Source organism: Tateyamaria omphalii, from assembly GCF_001969365.1.
In the GTDB taxonomy this organism is placed as follows: domain Bacteria; phylum Pseudomonadota; class Alphaproteobacteria; order Rhodobacterales; family Rhodobacteraceae; genus Tateyamaria; species Tateyamaria omphalii_A.
Window position 1 is genome coordinate 2,754,778 of sequence record NZ_CP019312.1, and the last position, 19,037, is coordinate 2,773,814.

A 19,037-nucleotide genomic window follows, 5' to 3' on the forward strand; every position below is an offset into this window, starting at 1 on the left:
TACATGCGGGTGACGTGCGGGGGTGTCAAGCCACCGGCGCCGATTGTATCGGGCGCGCTTCAATCACGACAAAGGCCTGTGCCCAAGGGTGATCATCGGTCAGGGTCACATGGATGATCGCCTCATGTCCCGCAGGTGTCATCGCGGTCAAGCGTTCCGCCGCCCAGCCTGTCACGTGCATGACCGGCTGACCTGTCTTGAGGTTGGTGACGGCCATGTCCTTCCACGCAATTCCCATGCGCAGACCGGTGCCCAGCGCCTTCGAACAGGCCTCCTTCGCCGCCCATCGCTTGGCATAGGTGCCCGCGATGTCCGCGCGGCGCTCGGCCTTGGCCTGCTCGATGTCAGTGAACACCCGGTTGCGGAACCGGTCGCCAAAGCGGTCCAGCGTGCCCTGAATGCGCTCGATATTCGCCAGATCGGTGCCAATGCCCAGGATCATCTACAGTCTCACGCGGAAAAGAGCGGAAAGGATACGCCCAAGGCCCACGCCAGAACAAGCCCCAGCGCCAGCCCTGCCGTCCCCGGCCCCGTGCGCTTGGCAAAGGCACGGCCCATCACGCCAAAGGTCAGGAAAAACAGCAGGATGACAGGGGCGATCATGATCAGGAAAAACAGCCCCTCGAAATCCAGCGCAACGGCAATGCCCAGCGACACCAAAAGCGCAAGACGCAGCACCACTCGCTGCCACGCCGGCGCGCCAAAGGCCGCACGCGCGTCGGCCAGCATGAACGGCACAGCCCCCAACGCGAGCGCAGCGAGGATCGGCAACCGCCCGTCCGTCGGCCAGAAATTCGCGCCGTACCGATCAAGGGCCAGCCCGAACACGCCCAGCCCCCACACCACCAAAATACCAGCCGCCAAGGGCGCGGGCGCGGTCAACCGCCGCCCCGTCCAGAACAGCAACCCCAGTTGCAGCAGGCCATAGATGAACAAATGCAGCGCCAGATAATCCGCAACCAGAACCGGCAACAGCCGGGTGTCCAGCGGTGCTGCGATCAACGGCGCAACCAGCGCAGGCACAAAGGCGACTAAGGCAAATGCACGCCAGCCCATCGGCTGCACCCCCGGCGCCTTCTGAGGAAACAGCCGCGCCAATGGCGCCACCAACGCCGTCACCGCGAAGAGCAACGCGATGAGCGCCCACCCCGTGGGCGGCACGGATGCCACACCCGATCGCTGATAAAACCCGTTCACCCAATCCAGCGCCTCCGCCCGACCGGCCCGGGAATGCAGGATCGCCACATGCTCGGCATAGGGCGCCAACACAGCGCGGCGGCTGACATCGCCAGCGACGACCGTTTCGCCCACCACAGCCGCCGGATCGACCATCCGGGCCGCCTCCAACGCGAAGTCGGTCAAGCCCGGCTCCCACACGCCGGTCACGAGCAGCATATGCCCGGGATGGGCTGCATCAATCGCACGGGAAAAGGCAGACAGCAGCACAATCGGCCCCACACGCGGATCATCCTGCGCCACACGCACCAGCACATCCGTCGCCATCGAATGTCCCAGCAGCGCAACCGGCACATCGCCCGCCACACTGTCGATCACGGCGCGGGTCTGGGTCACCAGCCGCTGGGTTGTCCCGTCAATGGCATTCACGTCCCCGCCCATCGGCGTCGGGTGCAGGCCGTGTCCCTCAAAATCAAAGGCGTGAACGGTATAGCCCGCCTGCGCCAGCACAAGGGAATACCCCTGCATCATCTGCCGCGACCCGGCAAAGCCATGCGCCACGATCACGGGCGGCCCATCTGCCGCGCTGGAATAGATGGTCACAGGGGTATCGCCGACGCGGCGGTCTTCGATCGTCAGACCCGCGCGCGCGCCTTCCAGAACCGTCACGGCCCACGCCGCCACCAGCACAGCGACCACGGCCACAAGCCACCCCCGCATGGGGCCGCTAAACCGCGTCGATGTCAAAAACGAGAACCCCGTCCCCGCCGCCTTCGCACAGGGCGACCAGCCGTGCGCCCAGCGCCTTATGCTCGGGATCGACGGCATAGGTGGCCAAGGCTTCGGCGTCCAACGCATCCAGCGTAAAGCCGTAGGGATAATCCGGGCTCTTGCTCTCATAATCCCGATTGGGCCCGGCACGGAAGCCTGAACAGCCCGGAATGCGGCGCACGACATCGCCCAGACCCAGCATGACCTTGTCGAGCTCGGCGCTGTCCGCCTTTGGGGCGAGACGCAGGAAAACGCAATGACGGATCATACTTGGCTCCTATCCTCTGCACGTCGATTGGCGATGGCCAGAGCGACGGCATATTCAACATTCACTCAAGAATGGAGCGTTCCAGCGAAAGCACAAGCCACCGGCACAAAATCGTCGGGAACATGCCGATCAGGCCCTCGCGTCGTCCATCAACCGGCGCATCTCGCGAATGGCGGGGTCCAGGCCCAGAAAGATTGCCTCGCCGATCAGAAAGTGGCCGATGTTCAACTCCATCACCTCGGGAAAGGCCGCAACGGGGGCAACTGTCTCATAGGTCAGCCCGTGGCCCACATGCACCTCAAGACCCAGATCATGGGCAAAGGCCGACATCTCGCGCATCGCCTCCAACTCGCGGTCGCGGTCGTCAAACCGCCCCTCGTGATGCGCGTCGCAATAGGCACCGGAATGCAGCTCGATCACCTGCGCACCGATCCGGTGGGCGGCTTCGATCTGGCGTTTGTCGGCGGCGATAAAGATGGACACACGGCACCCCGCATCGCGCAGCGGCGCAATGAAATGGGCCAAGCGGTTCTCCTCGCGCGCCACTTCAAGCCCGCCCTCGGTCGTGCGTTCCTCGCGCTTTTCGGGCACGATGCAGACGGCGTGAGGTTTATGGCGCAGCGCAATGCTCTGCATCTCGTCCGTCGCCGCCATCTCGAAATTCAGCGGCACGGACAGCACGTCCATCAACCCTTCGATATCCGCGTCCGAGATGTGGCGGCGGTCCTCGCGCAGGTGCGCGGTGATGCCGTCGGCGCCCGCGGCTTCGGCCATCTTGGCCGCCCGCAACGGATCTGGCGTGTCCCCGCCACGCGCATTCCGCACCGTGGCCACGTGGTCGATATTCACACCAAGGCGCAGCTTACCCAAAGCAGATGTCATCGGTTCAGTCCTTCCAACCCATGTCGCTCAGCCGCAACCTAGTGCGGATATAACCCACCGGAAATACGGACAAAGCGGGAAAATTGTACCAAGCGATCAGTCGACGTTCTGCTTGGCGCTTGCCGCCTTGCTGGCGGCCTTGGCCTTCAGCGCCTCGAACTTGGCCTTGATGGCCCCCTTGCGACGCTTCTGGTAGGCGCGGATCACGGGCACGGACAGGTAATAGCTGACCGTGGCAACCAAGATGCCCGGAATGATGCCGCCGATCAGGTAGGGAAAGAACACTTCGTCGTAAAAGATGCTCAGGTTGGTCCAGTCCCGCGGCTCATCCAACCACACATGCTTGAGGTTCAGCCATAGATCCGCACCCGCATCGACGAACTTCCCGCCAAAGGACCGCTCGGTCTCTTCCTTCATCTCCGTGCCCAAAAGCCAGTGACCGGTTTGCAGCGACACGAGGCCGATGGGCACATAGGTCAGCGGGTTGCCAAAAAAAGTTGCCATCAGCGCCGCCACGATGTTGCCGCGCATCGCCGTGGCAATCACGGCAGCGACCAGAAAATGCAGGCCATAAAACGGGGTGAAAGTGGTTAAGACACCAGCCCAGATGCCCCGCGCGATCTTTTCGGGGCTGTCGGGCAACCGGCGAACGCGGTGCTTTACATACTGAAACGCGCGCGCCCAGCCCCCGCGCGGCCAGAGGGTTTCCAGCACCGCGCGCAGGAACGGTTTGGGGTCGCGGCGCTTGAACACCAATGTCTTGTCGCCCCTTCTTGCGCCTAGCCCGCCACCACCGCTTGGCCCGCAGACGGGGCAGGACGGCGAAAGCGGTCGATGGCGGCCACATCACTCTCTGCTTCAAGGGCGCCCATCAACGTATGCAAATGCGGGGCATCCCGAAGCTCTACGTAGACCAGCAGCCGGAAAAAGTCAGGCTTCCGATCCACAAACTCAAGGTTCGAGATATTCGCCTTGCTCTCACCGATCAATGTGCAAATCCGCCCCAGCACACCGGCGTCATTGCCAATCGTGATATCCAGCGTCACACCGTACACGGCTGGGTGACTGCCGTCGTGCCAATGCAGGTCCAGCCAGCGGTCGGGCTGATTCTCGTATTCCACCAAACGTTCACAATCGATGGCGTGAACCACAACGCCCTCCCCACGAAAGGCGATGCCGACAATGCGCTCGCCCGGCAGCGGCTCACAGCAGGTCGCACGCTGAAACGACTGCCCGGGCAACAGACCGATCACGGCCCGGCGCGCGTCCACCTGCTTTCCGGGTTTTGGCGTCAAATCGGGATAAATCGCCTGCACCACCTCGCGGCCAGTCAGTTCTGCCGATCCCAGACGCGCCAGTACCTCATCCGCTCCCTTCAGGCGCAGGTGCTTGGCCGCCGCCTCCAGCGCCTTGTCGGTTGCTTTCTTTTGCACGTGGGCAAAAGCTGAACGCGCCAACTCGCGACCAAGAGTAATAAACCGATCCCGATCAGCCTCGCGCAAGCTGCGGCGAATGGCCGTCTTGGCCTTGCCGGTGGTGGCAATCTCAAGCCAGGTGGCCTGCGGCGTCTGCCCCTCCGCTGTGATGATCTCAACCGATTGGCCGTTCTTGACACGGGTCCACAAGGGCACGCGCATCCCATCCACCTTGGCGCCGACGCAAGCATTGCCGATCCGCGTGTGGATCGCATAGGCGAAATCAATGGGCGTCGCGCCTTTCGGCAATTTGACGACCTCACCCTTGGGGGTAAAGCAGAACACCTGGTCCGAATACATCTCGAGCTTGACGGCCTCGAGAAAGTCCTCGTGGTCCTCTTCACTGTCAAACTGCTCGGTCAGTTGGCTGATCCACTTCGCCGGATCAACGGCAAACGGGTTCTGCGACCGGACGCCGTCGCGGTAGGACCAGTGCGCCGCCACACCCGTCTCTGCCACATCATGCATCTGCCGCGTGCGGATCTGCACTTCGACCCGCTTGCCATCACGGCCCGACACGGTGGTGTGGATCGACCGATAGCCGTTGGTCTTGGGCTGGCTGATATAGTCCTTGAACCGGCCGGGCACAGCGCGCCAGCGCTGGTGAATGGCGCCCAGCGCGCGGTAACAATCCTCTTCGGTGCCGGTGATGACGCGGAAACCATAGATGTCGGACAACCGGCTAAACGACTGGTCCTTTTCCTGCATCTTGCGCCAGATCGAATAGGGCTTCTTGGCGCGGCCAAACACTTCGGCGTCGATATCGACCTTCGCCAACTCGTGCCGCATGTCGCCGGTAATACGCTGGATCACATCGCCCGTTTCGCGCTGCATGGTGATGAAACGGCGAATGATCGAAGACCGCGCATCCGGGTTCAGCGTCTTGAAGGCCAGATCCTCCAATTCCTCGCGCATCCACTGCATGCCCATCCGGCCCGCCAGCGGGGCAAAGATGTCCATTGTCTCGCGCGCCTTCTGCACCTGCTTTTCGGCGCGCATCGACTTGATGGTGCGCATGTTGTGCAGACGGTCGCTCAGCTTGACCAGGATCACGCGCATGTCCTTCGACATGGCCATGAACAGCTTGCGGAAGTTCTCAGCCTGCTTTGTCTCGACACTGCTCAGCTGCAGATTGGTCAACTTGGTCACACCGTCGACCAGCTTGGCAATCTCGTCCCCGAACTCTTCGGCGACCATGCTGTAGTTGGCCTTGGTGTCCTCGATCGTGTCGTGCAGCAGCGCGGTGACGATGGTCGCATCATCCAACTGTTGTTCGGTCAGGATCGCCGCGACGGCAACCGGATGCGTGAAATAGGGCTCGCCCGAATGGCGGAACTGCCCGTCATGCATTTGACCGCCAAAGGCATAGGCCCGGCGGATCAAATCGTCGTTCGTCTTGGGGTTGTAGTTGCGGACCAGCGCGATCAGGTCGTCGGCAGATATCATGCGGTCCGCACCCCGGGCGGTGTCAGCCCTGGCCTTGGGCGGCCATCAGCTGACGCAGCAGCATCTCTTCGGACATGCTGTCTTCTTCGGGCTTGTCCTGCTCGGCACCCATGAGAAGCGCCATGGCGTCCTCTTCGGCCTCATCGACTTCGATCTGGCTCTGGTTCGATTCGATCAGCCGCTCGCGCAACTCTTCCGAACTTTGCGTCTCTTCCGCGATCTCGCGCAGTGACACGACAGGGTTCTTGTCGTTGTCACGATCCACAGTGATTGGCGCACCGCTGGAAATCTCGCGCGCGCGGTGCGCGGCAAGCATCACCAGTTCGAAACGGTTCGGAACCTTGTCAACGCAGTCTTCAACGGTCACGCGGGCCATGGGGATGCTCCTGCTCAGGAAGGAAAGAATAGAAGGGCGCTATTTAGGCGCGATTGACGCGAATGACAAGCCGCTATTCGAACGGCATGATGGCCGCCAAATCCTCAACCGGCAGCGAATCCCGCATCTCGACAACGGTGCGACGGGTGATGGGATGCACCCAATCCGGCACGACCTCCGCCATCGGAACAAGGACAAAAGCGCGCTCATGCATCCTCGGATGCGGCAGCAAAAGCTGCCCCGGGGCCGATTCCTGCTGCTGATCGAGGGGCAGATCCATCCATTGACGCAACGTCGCAACATCGGGGCGGACGACATCTCCGTAAGCCAGCAAGTCAAGGTCCACGACCCGCTGTTCCCACCTGACCTTGCGGCGACGGCCCAGATCCGCCTCAATCTCGTGCAGACGCGTGATCGCTTCGGGGGCCGACCACGTAGCAGACAGTAAAACAACAGCATTTACAAAGTCGGGACCACTGCCCGCCGGGACCGCCGGGGTCATGAAAAACCGGCTTTGCGCCCGAATCACCGCACCGGATTCCTCCATCCGAAAGATGGCTTTTTGTAAAATTTTCGCAGGTGACCCTACGGCAGAAGACTTGTTTGATCCGAGGGCAATGACCAGTTTTGCTTGGTTCTGCGGCAGGGTTTCGCTCGCTTTGACCCCATCTCCGACTTGCGACATAATAAAAAACACCTATTTTCCGACCACCGCCGCTTCGCGTTTTAACGCACTCACTCACGGAAATCACAGGCGGAACCCCGAATTTTCGGAAGGACATTTTATGTTTTACAAGGACGAACGGTTAGCACTGTTCATCGACGGCTCGAACCTTTACGCCGCAGCCAAAGCGCTTGGGTTCGACATAGACTACAAACTTCTCAGGCAAGAGTTCATGCGGCGTGGCAAATTGCTGCGTGCATTCTATTACACGGCCCTGCTTGAAAACGACGAGTATTCACCGATCCGTCCACTCGTGGATTGGCTGAATTACAACGGGTTCACCATGGTGACCAAACCGGCCAAGGAATACACGGATTCCATGGGTCGGCGTAAGGTCAAGGGGAACATGGATATCGAACTTGCCGTCGATGCAATGGAGCTTGCGCCGCGCGTGGACCACATCGTGCTCTTTTCGGGCGACGGGGACTTCCGCCCGCTCGTGGAAAGCCTCCAGCGCCAGGGCGTGCGCGTGTCGGTCGTGTCGACGATTCGCAGCCAGCCGCCGATGATCTCGGATGATCTGCGCCGGCAAGCGGACAACTTCATCGAACTTGATGAGTTGAAGGACGTGATCGGCCGCCCCCCACGCGAACCGATGCCCGAACGCGAGCAAAAGCTGCAAGCGCAGGGCTAAGGTCGGACTCATCAACGGGCAGTGACACTGCAATGTCGCTGCCCGTCATATGAAAATGGGTTCGTCATCAAATACGGCATGTCAGGCTACCAGCACACCTCGCTGTTTTAAAACAAAAAGACCTGTGTAAATATCCCCCCGATTGGGGGGATCGCAGCATGTTTCGTGATGCTGAACAGCTGGAACATCTCACAAGCGTGGCCGCTTTATGGGATGGTGTGGTGCAAACGTTGCGCGCACGCGGCATCCGCCACGTGATCTACATCACGGCCACCGGCACACCCGCACATGACAGCCGCGTTCTGACAACCTGCCCCGGGCTCTATGCCCAGGCTGCCCCAGATGCCGACCCGTTTCTCAGCCATTGCTGCAACAGTTACGACATCACCCGCACGGGCCCGGAGTTCCTGCCGGACCACGATTACCTCCCCGATAACGCCAAGGCATTTATCAAAACGGCCCGGTCCGAAGGGTTTCTGACAGGTTTCGGCATCCCCACCCGCCTGCGCGGGGCCGAGCGGTACGGCGGGTTCAACCTGGGCACCACACTCGACCGCGACACGTTTCTCGAAACCATGTGGCCCCAAGGTGAACAATTCCGCCTCTTTTGCCTGCTGATCCACCGCCGGATCGAAGAGCTGTCAGGCACCCGAACCGACCACGCGCCCGCCCTCATCGCGCCCGACATGCCCGCGTCGCTCGATGCGCTCAGCCCGCGCGAGGCCGAGGTGATCTACATGCTTGCCCGCGGCCTCAGCCGGAAAGAGGCGGCGCGGGTTTGCGGCATCAGCCTCAACACCGTGAACGAATATGCCAAAACCGCCTACCGCAAACTCGGCATTCACAACCGGGCCGACGCCGCGCGGCTTGTGTTCGGTCAGACCACCGCAGACTAGGCGCCACCCTTTACCCGGTGCCCCCAAGCGCTTAACTCTGGATCAACAACAGGAGCCGCCATGCCACAGCCTGCACTGACCCTCTATCTTGCCGCACCCCGCGGGTTCTGTGCCGGCGTCGATCGCGCGATCAAGATCGTCGAGATGGCGCTCGACAAATGGGGCGCTCCCGTCTTTGTCCGGCACGAGATCGTGCACAACAAATTCGTGGTGGACGGCCTGCGCGACAAGGGCGCCGTTTTTGTCGAAGAGCTGTCGGAATGCCCCGACGACAGGCCCGTCATCTTCTCGGCCCACGGCGTGCCCAAATCCGTGCCCAGCGCCGCACAGGCGCGCAACATGGTCTATGTCGACGCCACCTGCCCGCTCGTGAGCAAGGTCCATATCGAAGCGCAGCGTCACGCTGACAACGGCCTGCAAATGATCATGATCGGGCACGAAGGGCACCCCGAAACCGTGGGCACCATGGGCCAATTGCCCGACGGCGAGGTGCTGCTGATCGAAACGGTCGAAGACGTGGCAAAGGTCGCGGTCCGCGACCCGAACAAACTGGCCTTCGTCACCCAGACCACCCTGTCGGTGGACGACACCAAGGACATCGTGGCCGCCCTCCAGACCCGCTTCCCCGCCATCGTCGGCCCGCACAAGGAAGACATCTGCTACGCCACCACCAACCGCCAGGAAGCGGTCAAGGCGATGGCGCCCAAATGCGATGCCATGCTCGTGGTGGGCGCGCCCAACTCGTCCAACTCCAAACGGCTGGTCGAGGTCGGCGCACGGGCGGGCTGCACCTACGCCCAGCTTGTCCAACGCGCGACAGACATCGACTGGCGGGCGCTGGACGGGATCACGACCATGGGCATCACCGCGGGCGCCTCCGCTCCCGAAGTGCTGATCAACGAGGTGATCGACGCCTTCCGCGCCCGCTACGACGTCACAGTCGACTTGGTGGAAACGGCGGTCGAGAACGTGGAATTCAAAGTGCCCCGGGTCCTGCGCGAACCGGCCTGAACCCTCACAGCTTCGACAACCCCTTCACGACCAGAAACGCGTATACACCAACCAACAGCTCGTTGGACCACGCCGTTGTCGGCGCCTGATACAACACGTAACCAATCAGCACCGCAACCGCCACAATCAGCAACGGGACCGCAGGCGCCACGAACCCGATCCGCTCCACCAGCCAGTTGCGGCGCGGCGCGCTGATCCCGGCAGCAGGTTCGATCTGCCGCGGGTCAAAGATGAACGCGGCAATGTCATTCCAATTGCCTTCCTGAATGGCGGCCCCGTGATCACCCCGCACATATTCAACCTCAAAAAGCTCGGGCCCGTCCTTCACCGCCTGATCAAAACCATCATGCCCGGCACTGCCCAGGTCCTGCCAGCCGACAGCTTGGAACGCCTTGGGGAAAAAGGCGACAACCCAGTCGGCGGTGGCCACGTAATTAATCATCTTGCGCACTTGCCTCTGCGCAATGAAGTCGCGCCAGGGAAACGCACGGCGCACCACGCTGCCTGCAAAGACCACGGTGTCAAAGCGGCAGAACTCGTATTCGCGCAGGGACCGCGCCAGCAGATAGGTGCCGTGGCTGTGCCCGACAAAGGACACGGCCGCCTCCGGATAGCGGGCACGCACCTGCACATACTGATCCATGAACCAATCCACTTTCTCCATCCGCTTGGCGGGGCGCAGAAAGGATATGATCGGGAAAAACCCATAGCTCGACGTCTGCGAGCGGACCTTCACCTTGTCCCGCAGGTCGGGGGCGTTGGCGCGACGCATGATGGCGCGCGCGATCTTGTGGGTCCAGTACCCCACATCGCGAATGCCATGCACGACAAAAACGACATGGGTCACATCCGTCTCCACATCGGCAAAGGTCTCGTCCGCCGGATGCACGCTGCTCTGGGTCAGATCGGCAACGGTTGCTGTCGCCACCTCCTGAAACACGGCCTTGCGCGCGTCACCGCGCCCAAGGGGCTCACCACCTTGGGACGGCAGCGCGGCAGTGTCGCCAAAATCAATCACATCGCCGTGGCCAGACCCGGGCACGTCGCGATAGAAAAACGCGCTGCCAGCGACCGGGTCAATGTTGTCCTCAGGGGCCACCGTATCGTCAATGGTACCCAGCAGTTGAATGGTCGGCACATGCGTGGCCTCCTGGCCCGCCCCGGCGCGCCTGCGCACCTCATTGGCCATATTGACCCAGTCCATGCGCAATCGGGTCAGGAACGGCGCGCCCTTGCGAATATGCAGAATCAGCGGAGTACGTGCATTCATGAAGCCCCAGGGTAGCAAGGCAGCAAGCCCCACGCGGTAGCCAAAGGCGGTCTTGCGCGACAGGTGGTGGTTGATGGTCCAGCCCCGGCTCATGGCCGCGAACTGGATGATCCGGTCGACCCGCCCCACCCAAACCGCTGCCTCAGTCCCTGTGTCCGCGTCGCGCGCGTCGACAGGCGGCCCGCCAAAGGCCAGCAGATAGACACGGCGGCAGATCAACGCCCCGACACTGTGCCCAACCAGGACAATGCGGTCATAGGCGTTCTCGGCAAACAGCAGGTCGATCCGTTCCTTGATCTGCGCCGCAATATCCTCCGGATCGGCCAGGGAAAACAGGCCCGTCGGCATCTCCGGGCACAGAATATCCGCATCCGGCTCAATCTCCCGGATCGCCGCCCGGATGCCTTGCACATGCTGCGGACCGTTGTTGTAAGCGTGCAGCACGACGTAAAGAACGCTGGCCCCTGACCGCTGCTCGAAATTGGAGAAGAAAACGCGTGTCATCGAAAAACCTTGAGTGGCAAATCCAACTGGCACGGACGCTACCGCAGGGTCATGATATGACAAAGCGACAAATCCGGCGGCTGATGGCAGCGCGCGCACGCTTTACGTGCCGCAGCACAACGCATAGCCTCGCCCGGAACAAACCAGGGGGCGCACATGCTGACAGTTCAATTCTTCCTGACCGCACTGGTCGTGGTGATCGCACCAGGCACCGGCGTCATCTACACCCTCGCCCTCGGCCTTGGCCAAGGACGGCGCGCAGCCCTCTGGGCAGCCCTCGGCTGCACCTTCGGCATCGTCCCGCACCTCGCCGCGGCGACCTTGGGACTGGCCGCAATCCTCCACACCTCCGCCCTGCTGTTCAACATCGTGAAATTCGCGGGCGTCGCCTACCTGCTGTGGCTCGCCTGGGGCAGCCTGCAATCGGGCGGCGCGCTCAACATCTCGTCCCAGCGCAGCGCAGACGCGGGCTGGCGCATCGCGCGGCGGGGGGCGTTGATCAACATCCTGAACCCCAAACTGTCGATCTTCTTCCTCGCCCTTCTGCCGCCCTTCCTTTCCGGCAACGCCGCGACCGCCACTCTGGAAATGACAACGCTGGGCCTTGTCTTCATGGCGATGACCTTCGCCGTCTTCGTCCTCTACGGCACCTTCGCCGCCGCCGCACGGCAATGGATCCTCGGCTCCGAGGTGGTGATGCGCTGGCTCTCGCGCAGCTTCGCCGCCATCTTTGCGGCCCTCGCCGGTCGGCTGGCGCTCGAACGGGCATGAGCGACGACTGGCTCTGGTTCGAAGGGGTGATCAAGCCGCTGAACTGGGGTAAGAACACCTACACCATCCTGCGCCTGCCGGATGACATCGCCGCCGCCCTGCCGCCCAAGACCAAGCGGATCGAAGGCGAATTTGCAGACGTCCCCATCAACCTCGCCCTGAACAAGGCCCCCGTCATCGACGGCCTCTTCGTCTACACCGGCAGGACATTCCTGCGCGACAGCGGGCTTGAGGTTGGCCACCCGTTCGACGCGCGCATCCGCCCCGTGGACCCCAACGTGGTCGAGGTTCCGGAGGAGGTCTCGGCGGCCATACGCGGCGCAGGACGCAGCACCCAATGGGCCGCTTTGACACCGGGCCAGCAGCGCAGCAAATTGCACCTTGTCAACATCGCCAAAAGGTCCGACACCCGGGCCAAACGCATCGCCAAATTGATCGCTGAATTATGACCGCCATCCCCCGCGCCCCCCTGATCCTCGGCCTCGCCGGCCTGATCCCCTTCGTCTGGGGCGCCCTGACGGTGCTCAACCCCGCCCTCTCCACCTGGGGGCTGCAGTATATCGGCCCACGGTTCATCGGTCCCTATGTCCAGCTGTTTTACGGCTCGGTCATCCTGTCCTTCATGTCTGGCGTGCTCTGGGGCTTCGCAACCAAAGCACGCGGATCTCAAGCCGCCACAGGCTACGCACTGTCGGTGATCCCGGCCCTCTGGGCGTTCCTGATGACCGGCGGCGGTCCGACCAGCGCGGGGCTGAACCTGATCTTCGGTTTTGTGGGGCTCCTGATGCTCGACTTCGCCTTTTTCCGCTGGGGGCTGACGCCACCGTGGTGGATGCAACTCCGCGTGCTTCTGACGGCCATCGTCGTGGCCTGCCTTGCCGTGACGGTGATCTGATGAGCGACCGCGAAACGCTGGATGTCTATGCCGCCAAGGCCGCAGAATACGCACGCATGACGGACAAGGAGGCCGCAGGCGCCGCCATGTTGCGCTTCATCGCGCATGTCCCCGCGGGGGCAACGGTGCTGGACATCGGCTGCGGCCCCGGCTTCGCCGCCGCTGCCATGGCGCAGGCCGGGCTCGACGTGCATGCCTGGGATCCGGTGCCGGAAATGCTGGCGCTCGCCAAGACGCATCCAGGCGTGACCGCGCGGCAAGCCACCTATGCCGACCTGACCGACATCGCCACCTATGACGGCATCTGGTCCAACTTCTCCATGCTGCACACGCCCCTCAGCGATTGGCCCGACCAGTTCACAGCCATCCACGCGGCGCTCAAACCCGGCGGCCTGCTGCACTTTGGCACCAAGCTGGGCGAAGGCGAGAGCCGCGACAGCATCGGACGGCTATACTCCTACAGGACCGAAGACGACTTGACCGACCTGCTGACCCGCACCGGGTTCAAGATCGGATACAGCCGCAAGGGCGAGGAAGCGGGCCTCTCGGGCGAAGTTGCCCCCTTCATCGTGCTGCAGGCGCAACGTGCCTAGGCTCTTCGCCTATACCGACGGCGCCTGCTCGGGCAATCCCGGCCCGGGCGGCTGGGGGGCGTTGTTGCGCGCGATGGACGGCGACAAAGTGGTCAAAGAACGCGAGTTGAAAGGCGGCGAGGCGCAGACCACCAACAACAAGATGGAGCTGATGGCCGCCATCTCCGCGCTCGAGGCGCTCGACCGGGCCAGCACGATCACGGTCGTGACCGACAGCAACTACGTCAAGAACGGGATCACCAGCTGGATCCACGGCTGGAAGCGCAACGGCTGGAAGAATGCCTCGAAAAAGCCGGTGGCCAATGCCGACCTGTGGAAGCGGCTCGACACCGCGCAGGCGCGGCACAACGTGACCTGGGAATGGGTCAAGGGGCACGCCGGGCACCCCGAAAACGAACGCGCGGATGAGCTGGCGCGGGCGGGCATGGCCCCGTTCAAGGGCAAGTGACGCAGGGGCACAGGCGGCAGTCGGCCAAGCCATCACAGCGATTGTTACAAGATTGGCACCGCACAAGCCACTGAAATAAAAACGGAAATCAATCAATCCGGGCCGCTGACATCACGGATCTCCCGCAATTCCATGACAGTTCGTGACCATTTGGTCCCTTATTGTTACAGCCCCCTTCTGCTATCTCTGTCCCAAGACGAACGGCCCGACCGGCCCCCGCAAAAGGAACAGAGACATGAATGTGCAAGCCACCAAAACCCCGCTTCTGATCGCCGCCATCGCCACCGCCGTGACGCTCACCAGCCTGTCGCCCGCAAGCGCGCAGCCCCTGTGGGCCAGCGCCACCACCGATACTGAAACGGCGCAGGTGTTCGACGCGAATTTCAAAGTGAAGCTGAAAAAGCACAAGCTGCACCACGGCTATAAATTCCACGGTCACAAGCACCACGGTGTGAAAAAGAAATACGTCTCACCCAAGACAAAATTCAAAAAGAAGGTCCTGATCAAAAAGTTCTTCTGATCGACATCCTCCAAATCGCGCCACCGGCCTGCCATATGACTATGGCGGGTCGGATCAAAGGACGATTGAGAATGCCGAAAAGACGACAGATCGGAATACGCGGCGCAGCCATCCTTGCCGCCATCAGCACCATGGCCCAGGCCCAAGCACCAGACATACCACCACTCGTGAACCAGACCGACCCGACACAGCCGTTGGTCCCCAAACCGGCACCGCTGACCAGCGGCGTGCGCGAGGCAAAACCCTCAACCCACCTTGGCCCCGGTTTTCGTGAGGCGAAACCCTCCAGTCACCTCAGCCCGAATGTGCAGACACCGCAGGTCGAAGACCGCGACTGACGCCGCTATTTCCGCCAATGCGTCGGCACGATGATCAGCGCGCCGATGGACGACACGATGGCGTTCAGGCCCGGACTGGAAAAACCAAAACCAAACATCAGCCGCACGAAGTAGAACAGGAACGCGCCCCCGATGCAGATGATGATCGACTGCACGATGCCGTTATGGGTAAAGCGCGTCTTTTCAGACAGGTAGCCGACGATACCTGCAATCACCACGGTGCCGATCAGGGTGGGAAACATAGCGCGCTCTCCTACAATTGCGTGCCCTTGGGCAGTGGCAGACCGCGCAGGAACACATCCGCATCCTGCGCGCCTTTGCCCGCCCGTTGCAAGCGCGTCAGACGGACGGCACCCGTGCCGCAGGCGACGGTCAGCGCATCGTCGAGGATCGTGCCAGCCGGTCCAGTGCCTTGCGCCAATTCGGACCCCAGCACCTTGACCCGCGTGCCTGCGTGGTCAAACCACGCGCCGGGAAAGGGCGACAGCCCGCGGATCAGACGATCCACCTCTGCCGCATCGCGGGACCAGTCGATGGCGGCCTCTGCCTTGTCAATCTTCTGGGCGTAGGTCACGCCCTCTTGGGGCTGCGGCTTGGGCGTCAGATCCGACAGATGCGTCAAAGCCTCGACAATCAGCCGCGCACCCATGTCCGACAGCCGGTCATGCAGGTCCGCGGTCGTCTCGGTCGCCCCGATAGGCGTGCTGTCCCGCAACAGGACGGGCCCGGTATCCAGCCCCGCCTCCATCTGCATGATGCACACGCCCGTCTTTGCATCGCCCGCCATGATGGCGCGGTGGATCGGTGCAGCCCCGCGCCAGCGCGGCAACAGGCTGGCGTGGATATTCAGGCAGCCATGTGTCGGCGCATCGAGGATCGGCTGCGGCAGGATCAGGCCATAGGCCACGACGACTGCGATGTCCGCATTCAACGACGCAAACTCGGCCTGCGCGGCCTCATTGCGCAGGGACACCGGGTGGCGCACCTCCAGCCCCAGCGCCTCGGCCCGCGCCTGCACGGGGCTGGGCCGGTCCTTCTTGCCCCGGCCCGCCGGGCGCGGCGGCTGGGTGTAGACGCAGGCGATGTCGTGGCCCGCGGCGTGCAGCGCATCAAGGGGGCCGACGGAAAAGTCGGGCGTGCCCATAAAGATCAGGCGCATGTCATGTCCCCTTCCTGGCCTTGCGCAGCAGCATGTCGCGCTTCACCCGGCCCAGGTTGTCGAAATACATCCGCCCGGCCAGGTGGTCGATCTGGTGCTGAACGCTGCGCGCCTCGAGCCCTTCGAAATCGCGGCGGTCGATCATGCCTTGTTCATTGAGGAACCGGACGGTGACGGCCCTGGGGCGCGGGATCTCGGCAGAGACGCCGGGCAGGTTGGGGCTGCCTTCCGTCCCCTTTTCGATTTCCGAGGATGCCTGCAGCACCTCCGGGTTGGCCAGCAGAATACGCCGGGACCGGTCGGGCGTCGCATCAACGACGGCAACGCGCAACATCACCCCGATCTGTGGGGCCGCCAGACCCACGCCCGGCATCGCGTCCATCGTCTCGACCATATCGGCCCAAAGCGTGCGTATCTCATCCGTGATGTCCATCACGTCTTCGGCGGGCGTGCGCAGGCGCTTGTCAGGCCATGGGACAAAGGGGCGAATGGTCATAAATCACCCTCATAGGCGTCGAGGATCGCATCGCGCTGCGCATCATCCACGCGGTCGAGGGTGACGATCCCGTCCAGATGATCCAACTCGTGCTGCGCGCACAGCGCGGCAAAGCCCCTGAGCCATTCGTCGTGGACCATGCCGTCCAGGTCCGTCCAGACCATGCGCACCGATGTGGGCCGTTCAACGCTTGCCATGACACCGGGGATCGACAGGCACCCCTCGTCCGCCGTGGCCCGCTCATCGGATCGCTCGATCACATCGGGGTTGATGCAGACCACCGGGCTGCGCGCACCCTCTTTCCATGTCGTGTCCATCACGAACAGGCGCACCAGCGCGCCCACCTGCGACGCCGCCAGACCGCGACCGGGAGCGGCATACATCGTTTCGAGCAGATCCTCGGCCAAGGCGCGGATATCCGGTGCGATCACCTCGACCGGCGCGCACACAGCCTCGAGCCGGGGGTGCGGCCAGGTCAGGATCGTTCGCACGCTCATGCGCGCGCGCGTTCGCGTTTCAGCTTTTGCATTTTGCGTGTGATCAGCTGGCGCTTGAGCGGCTTGAGGTAGTCGATGAACAGCTTGCCATCGAGGTGATCAATCTCGTGCTGGACGCAGGTGGCCCAGAGGCCGTCCATGCCTTCCGTCTGCTCATTGCCATCGCGGTCGATCCACCGCACCTGAACCTCCGCCGGGCGGGTCACGTCGGCGAACTGTTCCGGGATCGACAGGCACCCTTCCTCGTAGGTGTTCACCGCGTCGGACGACGCGACAACCTCGGGGTTGAACATGATCAGCGGACGGGGCGCCTCGCCCTCCTCCTTCACGCAATCCAGCACCACCAGACGGGTCAGCACACCCACCTGCGGCGCGGCCAGCCCGATGCCCGGCGCGTCGTACATCGTCTCGAGCATGTCGTCGGCCAGCTTGCGCAGCTCATCGGTCAGATCAGGCACAGCCTCTGCCGTCTTTTTCAGCCGCGGGTCGGGATGCAGGATAATCGGTCGTTTCATGGCGTCCATGTAAGGCAACGCCCCCGCCATCGCAATGTCCCCTTGCACCTGCCCGCGCGCACGCTAGCCTGCCTCAAAACCAGACCGGAGAGCCCCATGAGTTTCGACCAGATCATCGACCGCCGCGGCAGCCATTGCGTGAAATGGGACATGATGGAGGCGATCTACGGCGTCGATGGGGACAAGGGGCTGGCCATGTGGGTGGCCGACATGGATTTCCGCCCGCCGCAATGCGTGCTGGACGCGGTGCAGACGCAGCTCGATCACGGCATCATCGGCTATTTCGGGGACGACACCAAGTACCGCGAAGCGATCCAGTGGTGGATGAAGGAGCGGCACAACTGGACGGTGCAGGCCGACCACATCTTTACCACCCATGGCCTCGTGAACGGCACCGCGATGTGCGTGGACACCTTCACCGAACCGGGCGACGGGGTCGTACTGTTCACGCCCGTCTACCACGCCTTTGCCAAGGTCATCAAAGCCAACAACCGGCGCGTGGTCGAATGCGAAATGCCCATGTCCAACGGGCGCTATGAAATGGATTTCGACACATGGGACGCCCAGCTTGACGGGTCGGAAAGGATGCTCATCCTCTGCTCACCGCACAACCCCGGCGGGCGGGTCTGGACGCGGGACGAGCTCTTGGGCGTTGCGGCCTTCGCCAAGCGGCACAAGCTGATCCTCGTGTCGGACGAGATCCACCACGACCTCGTCATGCCCGGCCACAGACACATTCCGATGTCCCACATTCCGGGGGTCGAGGATCGGCTGATCATGATGACGGCCACGACCAAGACGTTCAACATCGCAGGCTCGCATTCCGGCAACGTCATCATCGCGGACCCCGACCTGCGGGCCAAGTTTGCCCAACGGATGATGGGGCTGGGCCTGTCGCCCAACTCCTTCGGCCTTTTCATGGCCACCGCCGCCTACTCGCCCGAGGGCGCGGCATGGACGGACGAGCTGGTCGCCTATCTCGACGGCAACCGCAAACTGTTTGACGACGCGGTGAACGCGATCCCGGGTCTCTACTCCATGCCCTTGGAGGCGACATACCTGTCATGGGTCGATTTCGACGGCACCGGCATGTCGCGGGACGAGTTCACCAAGCGGGTGGAACAGGACGCCTGCATCGCCGTCAACCACGGACCCACCTTCGGCAAGGGCGGCGACAGTTGGCTCCGGTTCAACATCGCCACCCCGCGCGCACGGGTGCAGGAAGCGGTCGACCGGCTGGCCAAGGCATTCGGGGATTTGCAGTAGGCACCAATACGCCGGTGACCCCTGCCCTTCGGCAGGCGCATCACCAACCACGGCGCGCTCGTATGCACCGGCAGACGCGCAGAACCGCCGAAATAATGGTCACGCC

At 62.8% G+C, this 19,037-nt stretch carries 25 protein-coding genes; 11 read left to right on the top strand and 14 right to left on the bottom strand.

Annotated features, from left to right (window positions below; translation table 11 throughout):
* Positions 1 to 25 precede the first annotated feature (25 nt).
* From acpS to folK, 8 genes are all read right to left on the bottom strand, one after another.
* A complete protein-coding gene (acpS, locus tag BWR18_RS13660) occupies positions 26 to 442 on the bottom strand; it encodes a holo-ACP synthase (protein WP_076629009.1) in 417 nt (138 codons plus the stop codon).
* An 8-nt stretch (positions 443 to 450) separates the two neighbouring features.
* On the bottom strand, positions 451 to 1,896 hold the full coding sequence (locus BWR18_RS13665; protein ID WP_076629011.1) for an alpha/beta hydrolase: 1,446 nt from the start codon (positions 1,894 to 1,896) through the stop codon (positions 451 to 453).
* A 7-nt stretch (positions 1,897 to 1,903) separates the two neighbouring features.
* Positions 1,904 to 2,215 carry a Dabb family protein gene (locus BWR18_RS13670; protein ID WP_076629012.1) on the bottom strand — a complete coding sequence of 104 codons (312 nt, stop codon included), beginning with the start codon at positions 2,213 to 2,215 and terminating at the stop codon, positions 1,904 to 1,906.
* Positions 2,216 to 2,344: 129 nt separating this feature from the next.
* Positions 2,345 to 3,097, bottom strand: coding sequence for a pyridoxine 5'-phosphate synthase (locus BWR18_RS13675; protein WP_076629014.1), 753 nt, complete (start codon positions 3,095 to 3,097; stop codon positions 2,345 to 2,347).
* Between the two features lie 96 nt (positions 3,098 to 3,193).
* On the bottom strand, positions 3,194 to 3,853 hold the full coding sequence (locus BWR18_RS13680; protein WP_076629015.1) for a DUF2062 domain-containing protein: 660 nt from the start codon (positions 3,851 to 3,853) through the stop codon (positions 3,194 to 3,196).
* Between the two features lie 23 nt (positions 3,854 to 3,876).
* Complete coding sequence (locus BWR18_RS13685) at positions 3,877 to 6,018, bottom strand: RelA/SpoT family protein (RefSeq protein WP_076629017.1); 2,142 nt, start codon at positions 6,016 to 6,018, stop codon at positions 3,877 to 3,879.
* 22 nt (positions 6,019 to 6,040) lie between these two features.
* Positions 6,041 to 6,394: a DNA-directed RNA polymerase subunit omega gene (gene rpoZ, locus BWR18_RS13690; protein WP_039682236.1), complete on the bottom strand. Its 354-nt coding sequence runs from the start codon at positions 6,392 to 6,394 to the stop codon at positions 6,041 to 6,043.
* A 73-nt stretch (positions 6,395 to 6,467) separates the two neighbouring features.
* A complete protein-coding gene (gene folK, locus BWR18_RS13695) occupies positions 6,468 to 7,079 on the bottom strand; it encodes a 2-amino-4-hydroxy-6-hydroxymethyldihydropteridine diphosphokinase (protein ID WP_083957711.1) in 612 nt (203 codons plus the stop codon).
* A 100-nt stretch (positions 7,080 to 7,179) separates the two neighbouring features.
* Between folK and BWR18_RS13700 the strand changes: the two genes are divergently transcribed.
* The 3 genes from BWR18_RS13700 to ispH all read left to right on the top strand — a co-directional run bounded on the left by BWR18_RS13700 (position 7,180) and on the right by ispH (position 9,659).
* Complete coding sequence (locus BWR18_RS13700; RefSeq protein WP_039682235.1) at positions 7,180 to 7,752, top strand: LabA-like NYN domain-containing protein; 573 nt, start codon at positions 7,180 to 7,182, stop codon at positions 7,750 to 7,752.
* Between the two features lie 158 nt (positions 7,753 to 7,910).
* Positions 7,911 to 8,648: a helix-turn-helix transcriptional regulator gene (locus BWR18_RS13705; RefSeq protein WP_076629019.1), complete on the top strand. Its 738-nt coding sequence runs from the start codon at positions 7,911 to 7,913 to the stop codon at positions 8,646 to 8,648.
* A gap of 60 nt (positions 8,649 to 8,708) precedes the next feature.
* Positions 8,709 to 9,659 carry a 4-hydroxy-3-methylbut-2-enyl diphosphate reductase gene (gene ispH, locus BWR18_RS13710; RefSeq protein ID WP_076629020.1) on the top strand — a complete coding sequence of 317 codons (951 nt, stop codon included), beginning with the start codon at positions 8,709 to 8,711 and terminating at the stop codon, positions 9,657 to 9,659.
* Positions 9,660 to 9,663: 4 nt separating this feature from the next.
* Here ispH and BWR18_RS13715 read toward each other — a convergent pair whose 3' ends face one another.
* The gene (locus BWR18_RS13715) at positions 9,664 to 11,433 is read right to left on the bottom strand and encodes an esterase/lipase family protein (RefSeq protein ID WP_076629022.1); all 1,770 of its coding nucleotides are present in this window, start codon (positions 11,431 to 11,433) and stop codon (positions 9,664 to 9,666) included.
* A gap of 156 nt (positions 11,434 to 11,589) precedes the next feature.
* Between BWR18_RS13715 and BWR18_RS13720 the strand changes: the two genes are divergently transcribed.
* The 7 genes from BWR18_RS13720 (at position 11,590) to BWR18_RS13750 (ending at position 14,998) form a co-directional block, all read left to right on the top strand.
* On the top strand, positions 11,590 to 12,204 hold the full coding sequence (locus BWR18_RS13720) for a LysE family translocator (RefSeq protein WP_076629023.1): 615 nt from the start codon (positions 11,590 to 11,592) through the stop codon (positions 12,202 to 12,204).
* Positions 12,201 to 12,653: a YdeI/OmpD-associated family protein gene (locus BWR18_RS13725; RefSeq protein WP_076629025.1), complete on the top strand. Its 453-nt coding sequence runs from the start codon at positions 12,201 to 12,203 to the stop codon at positions 12,651 to 12,653. The genes BWR18_RS13720 and BWR18_RS13725 overlap by 4 nt, the downstream gene beginning before the upstream one ends.
* Positions 12,650 to 13,099: a DUF3429 domain-containing protein gene (locus BWR18_RS13730; protein ID WP_076629027.1), complete on the top strand. Its 450-nt coding sequence runs from the start codon at positions 12,650 to 12,652 to the stop codon at positions 13,097 to 13,099. Before BWR18_RS13725 ends, BWR18_RS13730 begins: the two co-directional genes overlap by 4 nt.
* The gene (locus BWR18_RS13735) at positions 13,099 to 13,692 is read left to right on the top strand and encodes a class I SAM-dependent methyltransferase (RefSeq protein WP_076629029.1); all 594 of its coding nucleotides are present in this window, start codon (positions 13,099 to 13,101) and stop codon (positions 13,690 to 13,692) included. The genes BWR18_RS13730 and BWR18_RS13735 overlap by 1 nt, the downstream gene beginning before the upstream one ends.
* On the top strand, positions 13,685 to 14,140 hold the full coding sequence (gene rnhA / locus BWR18_RS13740) for a ribonuclease HI (RefSeq protein ID WP_076629030.1): 456 nt from the start codon (positions 13,685 to 13,687) through the stop codon (positions 14,138 to 14,140). Before BWR18_RS13735 ends, rnhA begins: the two co-directional genes overlap by 8 nt.
* Before the next feature lie 235 nt (positions 14,141 to 14,375).
* Positions 14,376 to 14,660: a hypothetical protein gene (locus BWR18_RS13745; protein WP_076629032.1), complete on the top strand. Its 285-nt coding sequence runs from the start codon at positions 14,376 to 14,378 to the stop codon at positions 14,658 to 14,660.
* 71 nt (positions 14,661 to 14,731) lie between these two features.
* Positions 14,732 to 14,998: a hypothetical protein gene (locus tag BWR18_RS13750; RefSeq protein ID WP_076629034.1), complete on the top strand. Its 267-nt coding sequence runs from the start codon at positions 14,732 to 14,734 to the stop codon at positions 14,996 to 14,998.
* A gap of 5 nt (positions 14,999 to 15,003) precedes the next feature.
* Here the strand turns inward: BWR18_RS13750 and BWR18_RS13755 are convergent, their stop codons facing one another.
* The 5 genes from BWR18_RS13755 to def (BWR18_RS13775) are packed head-to-tail and all read right to left on the bottom strand — an operon-like array spanning position 15,004 to position 17,665.
* The gene (locus tag BWR18_RS13755; RefSeq protein WP_039682209.1) at positions 15,004 to 15,240 is read right to left on the bottom strand and encodes a hypothetical protein; all 237 of its coding nucleotides are present in this window, start codon (positions 15,238 to 15,240) and stop codon (positions 15,004 to 15,006) included.
* An 11-nt stretch (positions 15,241 to 15,251) separates the two neighbouring features.
* Positions 15,252 to 16,157, bottom strand: coding sequence for a methionyl-tRNA formyltransferase (gene fmt / locus BWR18_RS13760; protein ID WP_076629036.1), 906 nt, complete (start codon positions 16,155 to 16,157; stop codon positions 15,252 to 15,254).
* Between the two features lies 1 nt (position 16,158).
* Positions 16,159 to 16,653 carry a peptide deformylase gene (gene def, locus BWR18_RS13765; RefSeq protein ID WP_076629038.1) on the bottom strand — a complete coding sequence of 165 codons (495 nt, stop codon included), beginning with the start codon at positions 16,651 to 16,653 and terminating at the stop codon, positions 16,159 to 16,161.
* Positions 16,650 to 17,150 (bottom strand): peptide deformylase, encoded by a 501-nt coding sequence (gene def / locus BWR18_RS13770; protein WP_076629040.1) that lies wholly within the window; start codon positions 17,148 to 17,150, stop codon positions 16,650 to 16,652. Before def (BWR18_RS13770) ends, def (BWR18_RS13765) begins: the two co-directional genes overlap by 4 nt.
* Positions 17,147 to 17,665 carry a peptide deformylase gene (gene def / locus BWR18_RS13775; protein WP_076630317.1) on the bottom strand — a complete coding sequence of 173 codons (519 nt, stop codon included), beginning with the start codon at positions 17,663 to 17,665 and terminating at the stop codon, positions 17,147 to 17,149. Before def (BWR18_RS13775) ends, def (BWR18_RS13770) begins: the two co-directional genes overlap by 4 nt.
* Before the next feature lie 96 nt (positions 17,666 to 17,761).
* On the opposite strand from def (BWR18_RS13775), the gene BWR18_RS13780 reads away from it, so the two are divergent.
* Positions 17,762 to 18,931 (top strand): MalY/PatB family protein, encoded by a 1,170-nt coding sequence (locus BWR18_RS13780; protein ID WP_076629042.1) that lies wholly within the window; start codon positions 17,762 to 17,764, stop codon positions 18,929 to 18,931.
* Positions 18,932 to 19,037 lie beyond the last annotated feature (106 nt).

Coding starts and splice junctions, on each gene's coding strand:
- BWR18_RS13780 (WP_076629042.1), top strand. CDS start 17,762: ATGAGTTTCGACCAGATCATCGACCGCCGCGGCAGCCATTGCGTGAAA.
- acpS (WP_076629009.1), bottom strand. CDS start 442: ATGATCCTGGGCATTGGCACCGATCTGGCGAATATCGAGCGCATTCAG.
- BWR18_RS13700 (WP_039682235.1), top strand. CDS start 7,180: ATGTTTTACAAGGACGAACGGTTAGCACTGTTCATCGACGGCTCGAAC.
- BWR18_RS13750 (WP_076629034.1), top strand. CDS start 14,732: ATGCCGAAAAGACGACAGATCGGAATACGCGGCGCAGCCATCCTTGCC.
- ispH (WP_076629020.1), top strand. CDS start 8,709: ATGCCACAGCCTGCACTGACCCTCTATCTTGCCGCACCCCGCGGGTTC.
- BWR18_RS13715 (WP_076629022.1), bottom strand. CDS start 11,433: ATGACACGCGTTTTCTTCTCCAATTTCGAGCAGCGGTCAGGGGCCAGC.
- BWR18_RS13670 (WP_076629012.1), bottom strand. CDS start 2,215: ATGATCCGTCATTGCGTTTTCCTGCGTCTCGCCCCAAAGGCGGACAGC.
- BWR18_RS13675 (WP_076629014.1), bottom strand. CDS start 3,097: ATGACATCTGCTTTGGGTAAGCTGCGCCTTGGTGTGAATATCGACCAC.
- BWR18_RS13730 (WP_076629027.1), top strand. CDS start 12,650: ATGACCGCCATCCCCCGCGCCCCCCTGATCCTCGGCCTCGCCGGCCTG.
- BWR18_RS13720 (WP_076629023.1), top strand. CDS start 11,590: ATGCTGACAGTTCAATTCTTCCTGACCGCACTGGTCGTGGTGATCGCA.
- def (WP_076629040.1), bottom strand. CDS start 17,150: ATGAGCGTGCGAACGATCCTGACCTGGCCGCACCCCCGGCTCGAGGCT.
- BWR18_RS13745 (WP_076629032.1), top strand. CDS start 14,376: ATGAATGTGCAAGCCACCAAAACCCCGCTTCTGATCGCCGCCATCGCC.
- BWR18_RS13705 (WP_076629019.1), top strand. CDS start 7,911: ATGTTTCGTGATGCTGAACAGCTGGAACATCTCACAAGCGTGGCCGCT.
- BWR18_RS13755 (WP_039682209.1), bottom strand. CDS start 15,240: ATGTTTCCCACCCTGATCGGCACCGTGGTGATTGCAGGTATCGTCGGC.
- folK (WP_083957711.1), bottom strand. CDS start 7,079: ATGTCGCAAGTCGGAGATGGGGTCAAAGCGAGCGAAACCCTGCCGCAG.
- BWR18_RS13665 (WP_076629011.1), bottom strand. CDS start 1,896: ATGCGGGGGTGGCTTGTGGCCGTGGTCGCTGTGCTGGTGGCGGCGTGG.
- BWR18_RS13735 (WP_076629029.1), top strand. CDS start 13,099: ATGAGCGACCGCGAAACGCTGGATGTCTATGCCGCCAAGGCCGCAGAA.
- def (WP_076630317.1), bottom strand. CDS start 17,665: ATGAAACGACCGATTATCCTGCATCCCGACCCGCGGCTGAAAAAGACG.
- rpoZ (WP_039682236.1), bottom strand. CDS start 6,394: ATGGCCCGCGTGACCGTTGAAGACTGCGTTGACAAGGTTCCGAACCGT.
- BWR18_RS13725 (WP_076629025.1), top strand. CDS start 12,201: ATGAGCGACGACTGGCTCTGGTTCGAAGGGGTGATCAAGCCGCTGAAC.
- fmt (WP_076629036.1), bottom strand. CDS start 16,157: ATGCGCCTGATCTTTATGGGCACGCCCGACTTTTCCGTCGGCCCCCTT.
- def (WP_076629038.1), bottom strand. CDS start 16,653: ATGACCATTCGCCCCTTTGTCCCATGGCCTGACAAGCGCCTGCGCACG.
- BWR18_RS13685 (WP_076629017.1), bottom strand. CDS start 6,018: ATGATATCTGCCGACGACCTGATCGCGCTGGTCCGCAACTACAACCCC.